Origin of the sequence: Pseudomonas sp. BF-R-30, assembly GCF_019956175.1 — a bacterium.
Lineage (GTDB): Bacteria > Pseudomonadota > Gammaproteobacteria > Pseudomonadales > Pseudomonadaceae > Aquipseudomonas > Aquipseudomonas jessenii.
The window spans coordinates 1-18,591 of record NZ_JAHBDE010000036.1 but is presented as its reverse complement, the minus strand read 5'-3'; the positions used below and the strand labels follow the sequence as shown (position 1 = coordinate 18,591).

The 18,591-nt window shown below is 60.3% G+C and carries 16 protein-coding genes; 6 read left to right on the top strand and 10 right to left on the bottom strand.

The features are described from left to right. Positions 1-139: 139 nt before the first annotated feature. Positions 140-772, top strand: coding sequence for a dihydrofolate reductase family protein (locus KGB20_RS19055; RefSeq protein WP_154910559.1), 633 nt, complete (start codon positions 140-142; stop codon positions 770-772). Between the two features lie 89 nt (positions 773-861). After that, positions 862-1,668 (top strand): glycosyltransferase family 2 protein, encoded by an 807-nt coding sequence (locus KGB20_RS19050; RefSeq protein ID WP_154862201.1) that lies wholly within the window; start codon positions 862-864, stop codon positions 1,666-1,668. 76 nt (positions 1,669-1,744) lie between these two features. On the opposite strand, the gene KGB20_RS19045 is transcribed toward KGB20_RS19050, so the two are convergent. The 3 genes from KGB20_RS19045 to mqo form a co-directional block, all read right to left on the bottom strand. Further along, complete coding sequence (locus tag KGB20_RS19045) at positions 1,745-2,383, bottom strand: c-type cytochrome (RefSeq protein WP_154910560.1); 639 nt, start codon at positions 2,381-2,383, stop codon at positions 1,745-1,747. A gap of 10 nt (positions 2,384-2,393) precedes the next feature. Then, entirely contained in the window at positions 2,394-3,653 is a 1,260-nt protein-coding gene (locus tag KGB20_RS19040) for a molybdopterin-dependent oxidoreductase (RefSeq protein ID WP_154910561.1), read from the bottom strand. 1,130 nt (positions 3,654-4,783) lie between these two features. Further along, the gene (mqo, locus tag KGB20_RS19035) at positions 4,784-6,430 is read right to left on the bottom strand and encodes a malate dehydrogenase (quinone) (RefSeq protein WP_150815240.1); all 1,647 of its coding nucleotides are present in this window, start codon (positions 6,428-6,430) and stop codon (positions 4,784-4,786) included. A gap of 391 nt (positions 6,431-6,821) precedes the next feature. On the opposite strand from mqo, the gene ilvD reads away from it, so the two are divergent. Next, on the top strand, positions 6,822-8,504 hold the full coding sequence (gene ilvD, locus KGB20_RS19030) for a dihydroxy-acid dehydratase (protein WP_090454829.1): 1,683 nt from the start codon (positions 6,822-6,824) through the stop codon (positions 8,502-8,504). A 190-nt stretch (positions 8,505-8,694) separates the two neighbouring features. On the opposite strand, the gene KGB20_RS19025 is transcribed toward ilvD, so the two are convergent. Continuing rightward, positions 8,695-9,345: a DUF2238 domain-containing protein gene (locus tag KGB20_RS19025; protein WP_154910562.1), complete on the bottom strand. Its 651-nt coding sequence runs from the start codon at positions 9,343-9,345 to the stop codon at positions 8,695-8,697. 157 nt (positions 9,346-9,502) lie between these two features. Here KGB20_RS19025 and KGB20_RS19020 point away from each other — a divergent pair, with 157 nt between their 5' ends. Beyond that, positions 9,503-9,934 carry a nuclear transport factor 2 family protein gene (locus tag KGB20_RS19020; protein ID WP_102672517.1) on the top strand — a complete coding sequence of 144 codons (432 nt, stop codon included), beginning with the start codon at positions 9,503-9,505 and terminating at the stop codon, positions 9,932-9,934. Between the two features lie 541 nt (positions 9,935-10,475). On the opposite strand, the gene KGB20_RS19015 is transcribed toward KGB20_RS19020, so the two are convergent. Beyond that, positions 10,476-11,291 (bottom strand): AraC family transcriptional regulator, encoded by an 816-nt coding sequence (locus tag KGB20_RS19015; protein WP_090454826.1) that lies wholly within the window; start codon positions 11,289-11,291, stop codon positions 10,476-10,478. Positions 11,292-11,425: 134 nt separating this feature from the next. On the opposite strand from KGB20_RS19015, the gene KGB20_RS19010 reads away from it, so the two are divergent. Continuing rightward, the gene (locus KGB20_RS19010) at positions 11,426-11,944 is read left to right on the top strand and encodes a carboxymuconolactone decarboxylase family protein (RefSeq protein WP_102672513.1); all 519 of its coding nucleotides are present in this window, start codon (positions 11,426-11,428) and stop codon (positions 11,942-11,944) included. Between the two features lie 164 nt (positions 11,945-12,108). Here KGB20_RS19010 and KGB20_RS19005 read toward each other — a convergent pair whose 3' ends face one another. After that, entirely contained in the window at positions 12,109-13,197 is a 1,089-nt protein-coding gene (locus KGB20_RS19005) for a polyamine ABC transporter substrate-binding protein (protein ID WP_154910563.1), read from the bottom strand. 54 nt (positions 13,198-13,251) lie between these two features. Further along, positions 13,252-14,553 carry an NAD(P)/FAD-dependent oxidoreductase gene (locus tag KGB20_RS19000; RefSeq protein WP_154910564.1) on the bottom strand — a complete coding sequence of 434 codons (1,302 nt, stop codon included), beginning with the start codon at positions 14,551-14,553 and terminating at the stop codon, positions 13,252-13,254. A 163-nt stretch (positions 14,554-14,716) separates the two neighbouring features. On the opposite strand from KGB20_RS19000, the gene KGB20_RS18995 reads away from it, so the two are divergent. After that, positions 14,717-15,604 carry a LysR substrate-binding domain-containing protein gene (locus KGB20_RS18995; protein ID WP_154910565.1) on the top strand — a complete coding sequence of 296 codons (888 nt, stop codon included), beginning with the start codon at positions 14,717-14,719 and terminating at the stop codon, positions 15,602-15,604. A 233-nt stretch (positions 15,605-15,837) separates the two neighbouring features. Here the strand turns inward: KGB20_RS18995 and KGB20_RS18990 are convergent, their stop codons facing one another. From KGB20_RS18990 to KGB20_RS18980, 3 genes are all read right to left on the bottom strand, one after another. After that, a complete protein-coding gene (locus KGB20_RS18990; RefSeq protein WP_154862373.1) occupies positions 15,838-17,346 on the bottom strand; it encodes a tripartite tricarboxylate transporter permease in 1,509 nt (502 codons plus the stop codon). Positions 17,347-17,361: 15 nt separating this feature from the next. After that, on the bottom strand, positions 17,362-17,844 hold the full coding sequence (locus KGB20_RS18985; RefSeq protein ID WP_154910566.1) for a tripartite tricarboxylate transporter TctB family protein: 483 nt from the start codon (positions 17,842-17,844) through the stop codon (positions 17,362-17,364). 1 nt (position 17,845) lies between these two features. Beyond that, positions 17,846-18,591 (bottom strand): tripartite tricarboxylate transporter substrate binding protein (locus tag KGB20_RS18980; RefSeq protein ID WP_223532858.1); only part of this gene is annotated, 746 nt, incomplete at its 5' end.

Genomic DNA, 18,591 nt, shown 5'->3' with positions numbered 1-18,591 from the left:
AGACTTTCGTCGTATATGGGCCGCGCACTTTGTTGTCGATTTCACAGCGTCTGGTTCGACTACCTTTCAGGGAACGGTCTCAAGGAATTGCAGACTTCCCTGTCTAAACGCTTAAACCGGAATGAATCAGGAGAAGAGCATGCGCACACTGACCGTTGCCGCGTTCGTGAGTCTGGACGGCGTCATGCAAGCGCCCGGCGGGCCTGAGGAGGATTGCAGTAGCGGATTCCGCTTCGGTGGCTGGATCGTGCCCTACGCCGACAAAACCACCGGCCAGGCCGTAATGGACCTGTTTTCACAGCCATTCGAGTTGCTGCTGGGGCGTCGCACCTACGACATCTTCGCCGCCTATTGGCCGAACATTCAGGCCGATTCAACCCATCACACCATCGCTGACCTGTTCAACGCCGTTCCCAAGCATGTGGCCACTCATCACGCCGACTCGCTGGCCTGGCACAACAGTCATGCGCTGAAGGGCAACCTGGTCGACGCGATCAACGCGCTTAAACGCCAGGACGGTCCTCAGCTACTGACCCAAGGCAGCGGCGATCTGGTGCGCCAACTGCTTGCCGCCGGCCTGGTGGACGAGCTGCGGCTGATGATTCATCCCATCCTGCTGGGGCGCGGCAAGCGCCTGTTCGACGACAACGCACAAGCGTCTGCCTTCACCCTGGTGAATTTGATCAGCTCACCCGGGGGTGTGCTGATCGCCCGCTACATCCGCAGTGGCGAAGTGCGTACAGGTTCATTCGAAGGCGTCAGGCAGCGATAGCCAGCGTCGTGTCGCCCAGGTGAAATTAAGCTTGAACTAAGGTTGCCCCTTTAGTCTTCGACTCTTTTGAGTCGTCGAGCATTTCGAAGATGGGTAGTGTCGATACAAACGCCAAGCCACCATTCAGCATCGTTCTGGTTAATTACAAAACCCCGGAGCTCACCAGGATCTGCCTGGAACTGTTGCAGGAGCATGTCCAAAAATCAGGCATTGCGGTCTGGGTGGTCGATAACGGTTCGGCGGACGCCAGCGTCGAGTATTTGCGCTCGCTCGACTGGATCAACCTGATCGAACGCGATGCCCCCACCAAAGAACCGGGGCACATCGCCCATGGCAAAGCGCTGGACATGGCGCTGGCCAGGGTCAATACCGACTACCTGTTCCTGATGCACACCGACACGTTCGTCTTCGATGCAAACGTCTTTGCGATGATGATGGACCACTGCACCAAGGATCAAAACGTCATCGCGGTCGGTTGCACGGAGCAACTCAACCGCGGACTGCCAAGGACCGTTTGGCGCTTCACTTCACGCCTGATCAAGCACCACTACCGACGCCTGAAGCAATCGCTCGGCCTGCGCTCGAAGGAGCCGAAACCCTACCGGGAAACCCACTTGAAAAGCTTTTGCACGCTATGGAATGCCAGGCTGATGAAGCAGCAGGGTTTGCATTTTCAGATCGATGACCGTGTGCCCGGTTATGAGCTGCAAGACCGCGTGATCAGGCTTGGCTACAAAGTCGTGTTCCTTTCGCCCGGCAAAATCTTCAAGTACCTGGACCACGTCCAGTCTGGCACCGTCGCTGCTGCGGGCGGTTATGGCCAAGGTCATCGACGGACGAAAATGTACCAGGATATTCTCAAGCGCTTCAGTGCAACCCACTCCTCGATGTCTTGAACAAACCCGCGCTCGCAAAAAAAGCCCACTGACCGTCGCCGGTTCAGTGGGCTTTTCGCATCAGGCTGAGACTGACCTACTGCTGCAGGATAAAAGTCGCCAGGCTTTTCAGGTCGTCCGGGCTCAACTGCGCGAAAGGCGGCATGGGCACATCCCCCCACTTCCCGCTGCCACCGTGCTGGATGCTGGACATAAGCCTGTCCATTGCCTGCGGGTCCTTGGCATATTTGGCCGCCACGTCGCGGTAGGCCGGGCCTACCACTTTGTGATCGATCGCGTGGCAGGACAGACAGGCGTTGTTCTGCAGCAAAGCCTTGGCGTCGACATTTGCCCCAGCCCCAGCCACCACCGGGGCGTTCGAGGCCGCCAGAACATCGGCATCATTGGCCTTCGCACTGCCGTAGGTCACCGCCAGGTAAGCGCCGATAACACTCACATCCCGGTCGCTGATCGGGGCTCCGTACACGTGCTGCATCTTGCCCGCTTCGGCGGTCCACTGCGCCAGGCTCAGGCCTGGCGGCTGGAAGTTGATGTAGTCGGCCGAATGGCAGACGGAACACTTCTGCTGCGCCAAAGCGTAGCCAGGCATCGTGCTGGGCTTGAACGCAGCCGTTTCAGGCGGCAGCGTGATGGTCAGCGGTGCGGCGCCAGCCAGGGTCGCCAGACAAACCTGAGCCGCGCAGAGCAAGGCGGTCATGCATTTCACAAGTTTCATGCGGCCCTCCTCAGGCGACGGTCACGTGGGTGGTTTCGACGACGTGGCGGCGGTAGCCCGCTGGGTTCCAGTCAGCCTGCAGCGGTTGCGTCTCGCCAGCACTGTTGCTGGCCCGCACCATCAACGGTGTGGCGCCCTTGCCGGTAAAGGTGATCGGCAGTGTCCACTCACGGAAGGAGTAACGGCCAAGGTCCTGCCCGAGCGTGGATTCACGCCAGGTTTTTCCGCCGTCGATCGACACCTCCACCTTGTTGACCCCAACGCCACCGTCGAACGCGATGCCCTTGAGCACCACGCTTTTGTTCAGCGGCAATACATCGCCGTGTTTAACGCTGGTGATGAAGCTGCGGACCGGCAATCTGGAAATCGGCTGGGTTTTCGCCGCCGTGGTGCCCGGGGCAATACAGAAGCAATCGTTATCCGGAACCCGATAACCCTTGGCCATGAAGAAACCGTCGTAGGTGTGGTCGACGACTTCGATCTCACTCAGGTGCTTGACCCAGTACGTGCCGAAGTAGCCTGGCACCACCAGACGAATCGGGTATCCGTTGAGAAATGGCAGGTCGGTGCCATTCATCGACCACGCGATCATGGGCTCGCCGTCCATGGCATGGCTGATGTCCAGCGCCTTGATGAACTCCGGCGTGCTTGGCAACACCGGTTTATCGTGCCCACGGAAGGTCACTTGCCGGGCCTCGGCTTTCACACCGGCCTTTTCCAGCACAGCCTTGAGCGGCACGCCCACCCAGCGCGCATTGCCCATGGAGCCATTGCCCAACTGCGCGCCGAACACTCGAGGCATCGAGAAGCCACGGCTGTTACCCGAACACTGATTGACGGCCACCACTTCTACCGGTGCGGCAAGGGCCTTGAGCTCGGCAAGGGAGAGTGACAGCGGTGTGTCGACCGAGCCCTTGATCGTCAGGCTGTAGCTGTCCGGATCGATGCTGGTCGGGAAATTGGCCAGGTGGTAACGCACGAAAAAGGCGTCATTGGGCGTGATCGGTCCTTCGTTGAAGACCGGGAACGGCGTCTCCAGATGCGGCGGCCGAGTGGTCACCAGGGTCAACGGGCGTTTTTGCGGGTATTGCACCAGCGGTCGTGGGCCTGCGGCAAAGGTCACGTCTTCGACGGATTCGCTGGCCGCTGCGGATTCGTCGGCTGCCCTGGCCAGGCTTGCCAACGGCGAGGCCGCCAAAGCCAAAGTGAAAGCATCGCGTAAAACCCGCCGGCGGCTCGGCTGGCTGCTGTCTACAAAACTGAACTTCATTCTGCGCTCTCTATGATTGTTTTATTGAGATGCAACTGACTGTGGGAGCGAGCTTGCTCGCGATGGTCGTTAACGAAAACGCGTGCTTACTGACTAAACGCAGCGCACTTGAGTCCATCGCGAGCCAGCTCGCTCCTACAAATTCCCGCCAGGGCGGAGAGGTATCAGGCTTACGGTTTCGCCTTACCGAGGTCGGAAAACAAACCAGTATCGTCAGGGCCAAAGTGCCTGCTTCTCATTGAGCGTCAGTGACTTGACAATTGATGACAGGAACCCCCGTTACGGCCGGCGTAGACGCTCCGAGCTCAAAGCGTTGCCTGTGCCATCGCCCACAAAAAAACCCACTGACCGTCGCCGGTTCAGTGGGCTTTTTCACATCAGTCTAAAAACTGCACTCGCCTGCTGCCGCCAAGGCAATGGTCTGTCCAAATTGCATAAACGCCAGCTTGTAGGAGCGAGCTTGCTCGCGATGGACGTCAACGATAACGCGTGCTGCCTGAGTGCCCGCGTTGTCCTGGCGTTTTTCGCGAGCAGGCTCGCTCCTACAGGGAATCAGGGGTATTTCGAGGGATCCGAGAGCAAAAAAGCCCACTGACCGTCTCCGGTTCAGTGGGCTTTTTCACATCAGTCTAAAAACTGCCCTCGCCTGCTGCCGCCAAGGCAATGGTCTGTCCAAATTGCATAAACGCCTGCTTGTAGGAGCGAGCTTGCTCGCGATGGACGTCAACGATAACGCGCGCTGCCTGAGTGCCCGCGTTGTCCTGGCGTTTTTCGCGAGCAGGCTCGCTCCTACAGGGAATCAGGGGTATTTCGAGGGATCCGAGAGCAAAAAAGCCCACTGACCGTCGCCGGTTCAGTGGGCTTTTTCACATCAGTCTAAAAACTGCCCTCGCCTGCTGCCGCCAAGGCAATGGTCTGTCCAAATTGCATAAACGCCTGCTTGTAGGAGCGAGCTTGCTCGCGATGGACGTCAACGATAACGCGCGCTGCCTGAGTGCCCGCGTTGTCCTGGCGTTTTTCGCGAGCAGGCTCGCTCCTACAGGGAATCAGGGGTATTTCGAGGGATCCGAGAGCAAAAAAGCCCACTGACCGTCGCCGGTTCAGTGGGCTTTTTTTGATTTAGCTTCTAGTTACAGAGCCATATCACTCGCAGCATTAGCCTTCGGCGCTTTCGCATCCGTATCGACAGTCACTGGCTTCACAGCCGGCGCAATCACCGCTGGTGGCGGAGTCAGTTCCAGCACCTTGGCGGTGTAGGCCCATTCTTCAGCAACCTTCTCGGGGCTGGCGTTCAGCTGGGTGCCGTAGCTCGGTACGATCTGGTGCAGTTTTGCCTGCCACTCAGGGGTCGCGACCTTGTCCTTGAACACTTTCTGCAGCACGGTCAGCATGATCGGTGCGGCGGTCGAAGCGCCTGGGGAGGCGCCCAGCAGGCCGGCGATGCTGCCGTCTTGCGAAGCGACGATTTCGGTGCCCAGTTTCAGCACGCCACCGGCGGCTTCGTCACGCTTGATGATCTGCACGCGCTGGCCGGCCTGCCACAGGCGCCAGTCTTCAGCCTTGGCGTTCGGGAAGTATTCCTTCAGGGCGTTGAGGCGGTCTTCGTCAGACAGCATCAACTGGCCTGCCAGGTACTCGACCAGCGGGTATTCCTTGATGCCGACCTTGGTCATTGGCCACACGTTGTGGGTGGTCGTGGTGGTCAGCAGGTCCAGGTACGAACCTTCTTTCAGGAACTTGGTGCTGAAGGTCGCGAACGGGCCAAACAGGATCACGCGCTTGCCGTCCAGCACGCGGGTGTCCAGGTGCGGAACCGACATCGGCGGTGCACCAACGGAGGCTTTACCGTAGGCCTTGGCCAGGTGTTGCTCGGCGATGGTCGGGTTCTCGGTCACCAGGAACGAGCCACCTACCGGGAAGCCTGCGTATTCCTTGGCTTCAGGAATGCCGGACTTCTGCAGCAGGTGCAGGGCACCGCCGCCGGCGCCGATGAACACGAACTTGGCGTCGGTTTCGGTCTTGCTGCCGTCTTTCAGGTTTTTGTAGCTGACACGCCAGCTGCCGTCTTCGTTCCGGGTGATGTCCTGTACTTCGCTGGACAGCTTCAAGTCGAACTTCGGCGTGGTTTGCAGGTGCGCAACGAACTGGCGGGTGATTTCGCCGAAGTTCACGTCGGTACCCAGCGGGCTCCAGGTGGCCGCGATCTTCTGGCTCGGGTCACGCCCTTCCATCATCAGCGGCACCCACTTTTTGATCACAGCCGGGTCTTCGGAGTACTGCATGCCAGCGAACAGCGGGCTCGCTTGCAGGGCTTCGTAGCGTTTTTTCAGGAACTTGATGTTGTCATCGCCCCACACGAAGCTCATGTGCGGTGTGGAGTTGATGAACGAACGCGGGTTCTTCAGCACGCCTTGCTGAACCTGCCAGGCCCAGAACTGACGGGAGATCTGGAACGCTTCGTTGATTTCAACGGCCTTCGGGATCGAAACCTTGCCGTTCTCGTCTTCAGGGGTGTAGTTCAGCTCGGCCAGGGCGGAGTGACCGGTACCGGCGTTGTTCCAGCCGTTGGAGCTTTCCTGGGCGACGCCGTCGAGGCGCTCGATCATTTCCATCGAAGTGCCGGGTTCCAGCTCATTGAGCCACACACCCAGGGTCGCGCTCATGATGCCGCCGCCGATCAGCAGTACGTCGACTTTCTTGGCTTCTTCGGCCTGGGCTGTCGTCATCCCCAACGACAAGGCCAGCCCCAGCAGGGCTGTGTTCACTTTCTTAAACATCTGTAGCACCTATGATAAAACGCCATCCGCCCTTCCGTCCTCATGCGCACAACCCCGTGTTTCACGGCAGTCACGGGTGCGGCACTCAAGGATTGCAGGGTGGGCACACAAGGCCGACGAACCGCATCGACCCCACTTTAATGTCCCTTCTGAACTGACTTTTTATCTTTATTGGCTTCAGCTACTTGAGCGACAGTGATTCTGCTCGCCCGTCTCAAGGACAGGAAAACTGAATAGATCAAACCAAGTTGTCGCGAAGAATATCACGACAAGGCTTACCCGCGCGTCTGTTCCCGACCGGTTAGCCCGGGCCCGGGCGCCCGGCCTTCTATACTCTTCCTGTTTTTCTCAACGAGTGTGTGAGCAACAGCCATCAGCGATAGGAGCAGTCATGAGCGACAAAGACGATCTGCGCAAGTACTCCTCTCAGGTAATCGACGGCGTAGAGGCCGCACCGGCACGCGCCATGCTGCGGGCCGTGGGCTTTACCGATGCAGACTTCACCAAGCCGCAGGTAGGCATCGCCTCGACCTGGGCCATGGTCACGCCCTGCAACATGCACATCGACAAGCTGGCGCTCGAAGCCGAAAAAGGCGCGAATGCCGCCGGTGCCAAGGGCGTGATCTTCAACACCATCACCATTTCCGACGGCATCGCCAACGGCACCGAAGGCATGAAGTATTCGCTGGTGTCCCGCGAGGTGATCGCCGACTCCATTGAAGTGGTCACCGGTTGCGAAGGCTTCGACGGCCTGGTGACCATCGGCGGCTGCGACAAGAACATGCCGGGATGCCTGATCGGCATGGCGCGGCTGAACCGACCGTCGATCTTTGTCTATGGCGGCACCATCCAGCCGGGGGCTGGCCACACCGACATCATTTCCGTGTTCGAGGCCGTGGGCCAACACGCTCGGGGCGACATCAGCGAGATTCAGGTCAAGCAGATCGAGGAAGTGGCGATTCCCGGCCCCGGTTCCTGTGGCGGGATGTACACCGCCAACACCATGGCCTCGGCCATTGAGGCATTGGGCATGAGCCTGCCTGGTTCCAGCTCCCAGGACGCCATCGGCGCCGACAAGGCGTCGGACAGTTTCCGCGCCGGCCAGCAGGTCATGGAGTTGCTCAAACTCGACCTCAAACCTCGCGACATCATGACCCGCAAAGCCTTCGAGAACGCCATCCGCGTGGTGATCGCCCTCGCCGGCTCGACCAATGCCGTGCTGCATCTGCTGGCCATGGCCAATGCGGTGGATGTCGAACTGACCCTGGATGACTTCGTCGAGCTGGGCAAGGTTTCCCCGGTGGTCGCCGACCTGCGCCCCAGCGGTAAATACATGATGAGCGAGCTGGTGGCCATCGGCGGCATTCAACCGCTGATGAAGCGCATGCTCGATGCCGGCATGCTGCACGGCGATGTGCTGACCGTCACCGGCCAGACCCTGGCGGAAAACCTGGCCAGCGTGCCCGACTACCCGGCCGGCCAGGACGTGATCCGGCCTTTCGACCAGCCGATCAAAAAGGACTCCCACCTGGTCATTCTGCGCGGCAACCTCTCGCCCACTGGCGCCGTGGCCAAGATCACCGGCAAGGAAGGCCTGCGCTTCGAAGGCACGGCCCGGGTCTATCACGGTGAAGAAGGTGCGCTGGCCGGCATTCTCAATGGCGAAGTCCAGCCCGGCGAAGTGATCGTGATCCGTTACGAAGGGCCAAAGGGCGGTCCGGGTATGCGCGAAATGCTCTCGCCGACGTCGGCGGTCATGGGCAAGGGCCTGGGCAAGGAGGTGGCGCTGATCACCGACGGGCGTTTTTCCGGTGGTTCCCACGGGTTTGTGGTCGGGCATATCACGCCGGAGGCCTTTGAGGGCGGGCCGATTGCGCTGGTCGAGAATGGCGACAGGATCATCATCGATGCTGAAACCCGGCTGATCACGGTGGATGTCTCCGATGCCGTGCTGGCCGAGCGCAAGTCGCGCTGGGTGCGGCCGGAATCAAAATACAAGCGCGGGGTGCTGGCCAAGTATGCGAAGACGGTTTCCAGTGCTTCGGAGGGGGCTGTGACGGACAAATACCTGTAGCCCGTAGTTTTGCGTTGTATGGTCTGCCGCCTTCGCGAGCAAGCCCGCTCCCACAGAGGATCTCCCTATGCCGAAGATCCCTTGTGGGAGCGGGCTTGCTCGCGAAGGCGTCCTGTCAGGCAACCTCCACCTCAAAACCTGAACCGATCAACCGACCGCGACAACTGCCCCGCCGAAGCCGTCCACCCGATCACCTTGCAGTCGTCACCGGTTGCTTTTGCGCCATGCCCCGCAAAGACACCAGCAACAGGCTGACAAACGCACCGGCAACCGCGATGGCCATGTCCTTTTGCGAATCCCAGGGATCGTTTTGCGCACCGACGAAGGCCTTCGCCGTGTCTTTGCCCAGGAAAGCCCCGCCGATCCATTCCACCAGTTCGTACAAGGCGGATGTCGACAGCATGATGTTCAGGGTCACGAAAAACAGCCAGAACCCGCGCAGCGGCGTCAGGCGCCACAGCACTTCGCGCACCGGATAAACCAGCAGCAGCCCATAGCTCAGATGTACCAGGCGGTCGTAGTGATTGCGATGAGCACCTGTCGCCTGGTCGAAACTGAAGCCCAACCACGCCGAAGACCATTGTTCGTAAGGCACCAGGGAATAGGTGTAGTGGGCGCCCAGTTCATGTACGCACAGAAACGCAAACACCAGCGTGATAGACGTCGCCGACAAGCGGAACCGCCGTGAAACCGCCACCAGCGTCCCCACCAGCAACAGCACCAGCAGGTTCTCCAGCGCCCAGTCCACCCGGCTGCGGGGAGCAAAACCCGACACCACGACAATCACCAGAAACACCATGAGCAACGTCAGGTCGTGCCGTAAACGCGGGTCAGGCTGCATGGCGCAATACCTCGAAGTCAGGACATCCCCCTTTTAACTTCGAGGTACGGTCACCGGGCAAGTTCGCTTTTTTCCTCCATCGCATGCTACGTTGTACGATGACTGACGAATACTCGAGCAGTCATCGCGCTATCCCTACAACAACAAGGAAACACCCATGAAAAAAGCAACAGTGCTGATTGGTTTTCTGTGCCTGTTCAGCGGTTACGTCGCCGCCACCCCGGCCGCCGCGGACAAGGACGTGGCCCAGGCTGTCGACCACCTGACCCAGGCCATGCTGCACAAAGACATCCCTGAGCTGAACGCCTTGACCGCCGAGAACCTGACCTACGGGCATTCCAGCGGCAAGATCCAGGACAAGCAGGCCTTCATCGCCGACATCGAAACCGGCAAAAGCGCCTTCAAGACCCTTGAGATGCAAAACCAGACCATTACCGTCTCGGGCGATGTCGCGCTGGTCCGCCACCACTTCTCGGCCCAAGCGCTCAAAGGCACTGAGGTGGTGCCGACGGAAATCGAAAACTTCCAGATCTGGCAAAAGCAGAACGGCAAATGGCTGCTGGTAGGACGGCAGGCGTTCAAGTTCTGATGCATTGCTAAAACCACCTCATAACCTGTGGGAGCGGGCTTGCTCGCGAAGGCGCAGTGTCAGTCAATCTCCCTCTTGGATGTGCCGGCCGCTTCGCGGGCAAGCCCGCTCCCACAGGAATGTTGGCCGGCCACAGAATTGGCATTCACTGAAGATCAGAACTGTGGGAGCGGGCTTGCTCGCGAAGGCGCAGTGTCAGTCAACCTCCCTGTTGGATGTGCCGACCTCTTCGCGGGCAAGCCCGCTCCCACAGGAATGTTGGCCGGCCACAGAATTGGCATTCACTGAAGATCAGAACTGTGGGAGCGGGCTTGCTCGCGAAGGCGCAATGTCAGTCAACCTCCCTGTTGGATGTGCCAACCTCTTCGCGGGCAAGCCCGCTCCCACAGGAATGTTGGCCGGCCACAGAATTGGCATTCACTGAAGATCAGAACTGTGGGAGCGGGCTTGCTCGCGAAGGCGCAATGTCAGTCAACCTCCCTGTTGGATGTGCCGGCCTCTTCGCGGGCAAGCCCGCTCCCACAAAGGGGATAGACGGTGGTCAGTTGCCCCTCCATTCCCGCGGGCTGAGCCCGGTCTTGCGACGAAACGCCCGGGCCAGCGCCGAGGGGCTTTCGTAACCGACTTCCTCGGCAATCAGCGCAATCGGCCGGCCCTCGCGCAAGCGTTTCTGCGCCAGGCTGATGCGCCAGCTCACCAGGTAATCCACCGGCGTTTGCCCGACCACCCGACGAAAATGTTCGGCGAAACTGGCCCGCGACATGTTGGCGGCGACCGAGAGTTCGGCCACGCTCCAGGCCTTGGCCGGGGTTTCATGCATCAGGCTCAGGGGCCGCGCCAGGCGCGCATCGGCGAGGCCGGCCATCATGCCCGGTTGCTGGCCACCCGTACTCAGAATGTGCCGCAGCAACAGAATCACCAGCAATTCAAACAACCGGTCCATTACGGCTTCACGCCCGCATGTGCCGTCAAACGCCTCGTTGAACAGCCATTCCAGAGTCCCGGCCAGTGCCGGGATTTCATCGAGCTTAAGCACCAGGTAATCAGGCAGTGCCGCCGCCAGGGCATTGCCCGCGCCGCCGTCGAAATCCAGGGTCGCGCAGACCAGTTGCGTGCCAGACGCTTCTGAAGCGAACAGGCGATGCCGATAGGGCCGGGGGAAAAAGATCAGGGTCGGTTCGGTCAGTTGCAGATCCGGCTGATCCCCCAACCTGAGCAGCAACTCACCCGCCTGAAGCAGGTGCAAATGACCGCTGACCTGTTGGCCGTCGAAGGCGGTGGTACCGCAAAACGTGCCGCTATGGAACGTGCCGGCATTGACGCCAAAGTGTGTGAGCAACGTGGACAAGCGATCCATGACAAGGCTCCCGAAGGCAGTTCTGGACGATCTGTCGCATATCCTCGACTATTTGCACCCAACAAGCCAGGCGTTCTCCCTAACATCAGCTCCGTACCCAGCGCATTCCGCGCTTCACACCACGGAGTATCACCATGACTCGCATTGCCCCGATCAGCCTGGAACACGCCACCGACGCCACCCGCCCGCTGCTGGAAGGCGTGCAGAAGAAAATCGGCTTTTTGCCCAACGTCTTCAAAGTATTGGCCCACGCCCCGGCGGTGTTGGCCTCGTACCTGCAAAACTCGGCCGCACTGGGCAAGACGTCCCTGAGCGCCACGGAAAAAGAAGCGGTGTCCCTGGCTACTTCGCAGGTCAACGGCTGCGACTACTGCCTGGCCGCTCACACGCTGTTCGCCGGCAAGGCCGGGCTGTCGAAGCAGGACATCCTCAGCGCACGACACGGTGAACTAAACGCCATAGCCACCCTCGCCCGCCAGATCACCGAAAGCCGTGGCCACCTGACCGTCGAACAGATCGCCGCTGCGCGTGCCGCCGGTATCGACGACGGCAAGATCATCGAAGTGATCGCCCATGTAGCTTCGCAGACATTGACCAACTACCTGAACAACGCCGTGCTGACCGACATCGACTTCCCGGCCATCGATGCCTGAGCCCATCTAGCGTAAATCCAGTCTGAAAAAACCTGTGGGAGCGGGCTTGCTCGCGAAGGCGGTGTGTCAGTCGACAGCATTGGTGTCTGATACGCCGCTTTCGCGAGCAAGCCCGCTCCCACACTGACTTTATTCAAGCGACAGATATGCGCATGACGTCACGATCAGGTATTGGTTTTCAGCTTGGTCCACAGCCTCGTGCTCAACCGTGCGATGGCCGCGGGCAAATCCTCGACGGTGAACAGCTTGTCCATCACGTTTTTCGGCGGGTAGATCGCCAGGTCCTGCTTCACCGCCGGGTCAACGAAGGCATCCGCCGCACTGTTGGGGTTGGCGTAATGGATGCTGTTGCTGATGTTGGCAATCACCTTCGGCTCCAGCAGGTAGTTCATGTAGGCGTAGCCGTTGCGCTCATGGGGCGCGTTCTTGGGCATGACGACCATGTCCAGCCACAAGGTGGAACCCTCCTCCGGGATCGAGTAGGCAATATCGATCCCGTTTTTCGCCTCCCTGGCACTGGCGGCGGCCTGCACGATGTCGCCGTTGAAACCGATCACCGCGCAAACGTTACCGTTGGCCAGGTCACTGATGTACTTGGACGCATGGAAATACTGGACGTAAGGCCGGATCTTCAGCAGCGCCTGCTCGGCTTTCTTGTAGTCGGCAGGCTCATGGCTGTGGGGCGGCAGGCCCAGATAGTTAAGCGTGATCGGCAGGATCTGCGTCGGGTTGTCGATGATCGCCACCCCACATTCGCTGAGTTTCTTGATGTTGTTCTCGTCGAAAAACAGGCTCCAGGACCGGGTGACGTCGGTATTGCCGAAGATCGCCTTGATCTTCTCGACGTTGTAACCGATGCCCGCCGTGCCCCACATGTAGGGGTAGCCGTACTGGTTGCCCGGATCGTTGACCTCAAGTTTTTTCATCAACGCCGGATCGAGGTTTTTCCAGTTGGGCAACTGGCTCCGGTCGAGTTTCTGGATGGCGCCGGCCTTGATCAGGCGCGACAGGAAGTGGTTCGACGGGCTGACCACGTCATACCCGGTGTTGCCGGTCATCAGCTTCGATTCCAGCACTTCGTTGCTGTCGTGGATGTCGTAGGTCGCCTTGATCCCGGTTTCCTTGTTGAAGTTGACCAGGGTGTCGTCGGCGATGTAGCCGTTCCAGTTGGAAATATTGACGGTTTCGTCGGCATGAGTCACGGCGGAAAAGGTCGAGATCAGGGCCACAAGGGAAAGCATATTGAAGCGCATGTTGAATCACCTTCGATGGGAAGTGCTTTTGTTCTTGTTGTGAAACGGGTGTTTTCAGATTTCGCTTCTGGCCCGGACCGCTTCCACGCGCATACGCAGCATGGCACCGATGTCGAGCAACGGCTTGGGCGGTAGCCAGCCTGGCTGCGCCCGTTGAATGACCGAGTGCAGCAACGGCGAATCACGACCCGAGGCCAGCTCCGCCAGCAAGCGGCCCCACAGCGTGCCCCGTGCCACGCCGGAACCATTGCACCCGGCCACGGCGAAAACGCCCTCCTCGACTTTGCCGAAATACGGCTGCCCGGAACGCGAAGCGCTGAGATGACCGGTCCAGGTGTATTCGATGTCCTGCTCGCCGAGCATCGGGAAACGTCGTTGCAACCCCAGTACATGGTGCTGGCGGCGGATCGACAATTCGCTCAATGAAAGATCCCGCGAGCGGTATTCCGCGGTGTTGCGGATCATCACCCGGCGATCCGGGGTCAGGCGCACCGTGGCGCCCAACGGGCGGGTCGACAGCACGCCCCAGGACGCTGGCGCACCAAGGGTTTGAAACTCTTGATCGCTGAGCGGCCGCGTAAGGCTGGCGCTGAGCTCCATTGCGAAAGTGCCGCTGTCATCGATGCCCGCGCGAGGGATAAAGGCGTTCAGGCAGACCAAAACCTGTCTGGCTTCGACACTGCCGTTTTGGCCCCGGGCGCGAATCCGGCCGTCGCCCAGGCGCTCAAGACCTGCGATATCGGTGTTCTCGTAGACCGTCACTGTCGGCGGCAAGGCATCGAGCAAGCCCCGAACGTACTTCGCCGGTTGCAGCAGTGCATTGCCGTTGCCGCACCAGATCGCGGCGCGGTAGTGCCGGCTGCCGAGTTTTTCGATCAATGACTCGCCTTGCAGAAATTGCGCGCTGGCGCCAACGGCACGCAGGGTCTGCAGCTTGGCTTCGACGTGAGTCAGCTTGCGTGGGTCGCTGACGGCGAAGAAATAGCCCGACTCCCTGAAGTCGCATTCGATGCCATGGCGGCTAATCTGCTTGCGGACTTCGTCGGCGGCTGCGCGGCCGATTGCCGTATCCGCTTGATACCCGGCGAACCCGTCGCTACCCAGTAGCTCCCCGGCAGCGGGATGCTCATGAGCCACCACAAAACCGGAGTTGCGAGCCGAAGCGCCTTGCGCGGCACGCCGGCGGTCAACAACCACGATACGTGCCTGGGGGTGCATTTGCGCCAGAGCGTGCGCCGCACTGAGGCCGGTGATGCCAGCACCGATCACCAGCCAATCGGCTTGCTGCGCGCCTTTGAGCGGCTCGCGCAAGGGGGAACTCCCCGCTTGCGCAATCCAGCCACAGATATTTTCCATGTGTCACCTCAGGTTCTTGTTCTGCGAACCGTCTCGATCCAAAACAGCACTGCATGCAGAATTTGCATAAGCTGTTTTCGAGGACGGTGGCGATGACTAGAATCTAAAGGCTCAAAACGCGGGTAACCAACGTTATTAAATCATCGAGGCATTCTGAAAACGCATGGACAAGATTCGCCACGTGCCCTCGCTGCAGGGCTTGCAGGCTTTGGTCGAGGTTGCCGGGTCAGGCAGCTTCACCCAAGCGGCGCAAAAGCTCTGCCTGACCCAGAGCGCGGTGAGCCGACAGATTCAGCAACTGGAGAGCCACTTTGGCCTGCCGCTGTTTGTCAGGAGCAGCCGCAGCCTTCAACTGACCGCCGAGGGCGAACAGGTACTGGCCAGCGCCCGCAGCATCCTTGAACAGTTGCGCACCCTCGAAGACCGGCTCGCGCCGCAAAAACGCCCGTTCCGCATTCGCATGCACGTGTCACTGGCGGTGCGCTGGCTGCTGCCCAAACTGAGCGATTTCTACCGGCATCACCCGGACGTATCCCTGGCAATCGAAACCGTGGCCACCGAAGTGGTCGAGCCGGCCAGCGACAGTGACGCCTACATTCTCTATCTGCCAGAGCCGTCCACAGCGCCCGATTGCCTGACCCTGTTCGAAGAGGCATTGGTGCCCGTGTGCGCGCCAGGGCTCGGCACCAACGACCGGCCGTTGGCTTCGCAAGAAGATCTGTCGGGTTTCGCGTTGCTGCACCGCTCCTCCGATCAACATGACTGGAAGGTCTGGCTGTCAGCTCATGGTGGCATGTCGCTGCATGACTACCGGCACATCCCTTTCAACCTCGACGAACTGGCACTCGATGCCGCCGCCCGGGGCCTGGGTGTGGCGATGACCGACATGACCCTGGCGGGTGAGTCGATTCAACGGGGCGAACTGGTGATTCCGTTCGGTGAGCCGTTGAAGACCCGGGGGATCTACTCGCTGTGCCTGCAACCCTCGGCCAACGCGCATCCCGCCTGTGGGGCGGTGATGCAGTGGTTCACCGCGCAAGCCACTGCATGACCCTGTAGGAGCGAGCCTGCTCGCGAAGAAGCCTTCACATTCAAAATCAATGTCAACTGACACACCGCCTTCGCGGGCAAGCCCGCTCCCACAGGGTGAGTGGGTGTACGCACTATTCGTGAGCTACTGAAATAACTGTGGGAGCGGGCTTGCCCGCGAAGACGGTGTGTCAGCGAAGCAAATATCAACTGACCCGACGCCTTCGCGAGCAAGCCCGCTCCCACAGGGGTTGCTCAATCATCCTCATGCAACTTGATGCCGCGTTTATGCAACACATAGGGCACCAGTAGCACCAGCAGCGTCAGGGCGAGGAAGAATGCCGAGATCGGTTGCGTGACGAACACCGTCCAGTCGCCCTGGCTGATGGACAAGGCGTTACGCAGTTGTTTCTCGGCCATCGGCCCCAGCAGCATGCCGACGATCACAGGGGCGACGGGGAAGTCGAAACGCCGCATCAACACCCCGCCCCAGCCAATCGCCAACATCAGTATCAGGTCGAAGGATGAGTGGCGCATGCCATACACGCCGATGGTGGCGAATACCAGGATGCCGGCATTCAGGTATGGCCGGGGGATTTGCAGCAGTTTGACCCACAGCCCCACCAGCGGCAGGTTCAACACCAGCAGGATAACGTTGCCGATATACAGCGACGCCACCAATGTCCAGACCAGGTCGGCGGAGGTTTCGAACAGCATCGGCCCCGGTTGCAGGTTGTAGTTCTGGAACGCGGCCAGCAGGATCGCTGCGGTAGCGGACGTCGGGATGCCCAGGGTCAGCAACGGCACCAAAGACCCGGTCGCGCTGGCGTTGTTGGCCGCTTCCGGGCCGGCGACGCCTTCGATGGCGCCCTCGCCCTTGTTGGCGGAAAACTCCTTGGGGTACTTGCTGAGCTTGCGCTCGGCGGAATAGGACAAAAAGGTTGGAATCTCGGCGCCACCGGCCGGAATCGAACCAAACGGGAAACCGATCAGCGTGCCCCGAAGCCACGCGGGCACCGAGCGTTTCCAGTCCGCGCGGGTCATCCACATCGAAGTCAGGCGATGCCGTCCTTCGTTTGATTCCCCTTGATAGAGCAGGCTGTACAAGGCCTCGCCCACCGCGAACAAACCGACCGCCACCAGCACCACTTCGATGCCGTCCACCAGTTCGGGCACGCCGAGGGTGTAGCGGGCAATGCCCGAGGTGGAATCCAGGCCGATCAAACCGATGGTCAGCCCGACGCCCAGCGAAGCGAACCCGCGCAGCATCGAAGCGCCGAGCACTGCCGACACGGTGGTGAACGACAGCACCAGGATCGCGAAATATTCGGTCGGCCCAAAATTCAGGGCCAGCCTGGCCACGACGGGTGCAAACAGTGTCAGCAAAATCGTGGCGATGGTGCCGGCGACGAACGAGCCTATCGCCGCCGTTGCCAGCGCAGGTCCCGCCCGGCCGTTGCGCGCCATCAGGTTGCCTTCCAGGGCCGTGACCATGGAGGACGATTCACCGGGTGTGTTGAGCAGGATCGAGGTGGTCGAGCCACCGAACTGTGCGCCGTAATAGATACCGGCGAACATGATCAAGGCGCCGGTGGGGTCGACCTTGGCGGTGATCGGCAACAGCAGGGCCACCGTCAGCGCCGGACCGATCCCCGGCAATACGCCGATGGCGGTGCCGAGCAGGCAGCCGATGAACCCCCACATCAGATTGATCGGCGTCAGTGCCGAGGAAAACCCCATCGCCAGGCTTGAAAGAATGTCCACGGTGTCGATCTCCTTTCAAAGCCAAATGTTGATCAGCGACGGCAGGGAAACCCCCAGCCCGGCGTTGAACAGCCAATAGATCGGCAAGGTCAAGGCAATGCCGATGGCCAGGTCCCGCACGGGATGACGGCTGCCAAACCCCCGCGCCGAACAGGCGAACAGCAAACCGGCGGCCAGCACGAAACCGATCAGGTTGATCAGCAGGGCCACCCCCACCAACCCTCCAGTAACCCAGGCGGCTCCGGATTTACCGCCAGGGATCGCACCATTGCCGCTGTCCAGTTCGCGAAAGCCGCCGGTGAGCGCCTGATAACTCAGCAACAGGCCCACCACGCCGAGAAAGCCGGCGACGATCCAGGGATAGACGTAAGCCGGCAGAATCACGAAGCCCATCTCGGCTGGAAAGCGGTTGGCCCCTACGGCCAGCAAGGCGCTAAGGGCGATCAGTCCAAGGCCGATCGCCAATTGCGTCGGTACGATTGCGCGTGACCCGGCCATCTCAAAGCAGCCCGACCTTGACCAGCATCGCCCGCAGACGCACGTGCTCTTCGTCGACGAATTTGCCGAAGTCATCACCGGTCAACACGCTCTCGGTCCAGGCATTGGTTTCAATGTTGTCTTGCCAGACTTTGCTTTTGCTGGCGGTCACGACCGCGTCGGTCACTTCTTTACGCTGCTCGGCTGTGAGGTTCGCAGCACCGTAGACACCGCGCCAATTGCCGATGATCACGTCGTAGCCGCTTTCCTTGAGGGTCGGCGCATCGATCCCCGGGACACGCTCGGGCGCACCGATGGCCAGCACCCGGATCTGGCCGTTCTTGATGTATTGACCCAGTTCGGCGTAGCCCCCGGTGAGCACCTTGATCTGGCCGCCCAGGGTCTGGGCCACGATTTCACCCCCGCCGCCGGTGGCGATGTAATTGACCTTGTTGACCGGGACATCCAGTTTGCCAGCCAGCTCGGCGATGCCGATGTGGTCGATCGACCCCTTGGAACCACCGCCAAAGGTGACGTCGGTGGGCTTTGCCTTGAAGTCCTTGATCAGGTCATCGAGGGTCTTGTAGGGCGAATCCTTGCGCACGGCAATCACGTTGTACTCGGTGAACAGCCGGGCAATGGGCGTCACATCCTTAAGGCTGATCTGCGGTTTGTTCTGTTCGATCCCCGCGACCATGATCGCGCCGACCACCAGCAATGCGTTCGGGTCACCCTTGGTGCTGTTGGCAAATTGCGCCAGCCCCAGGG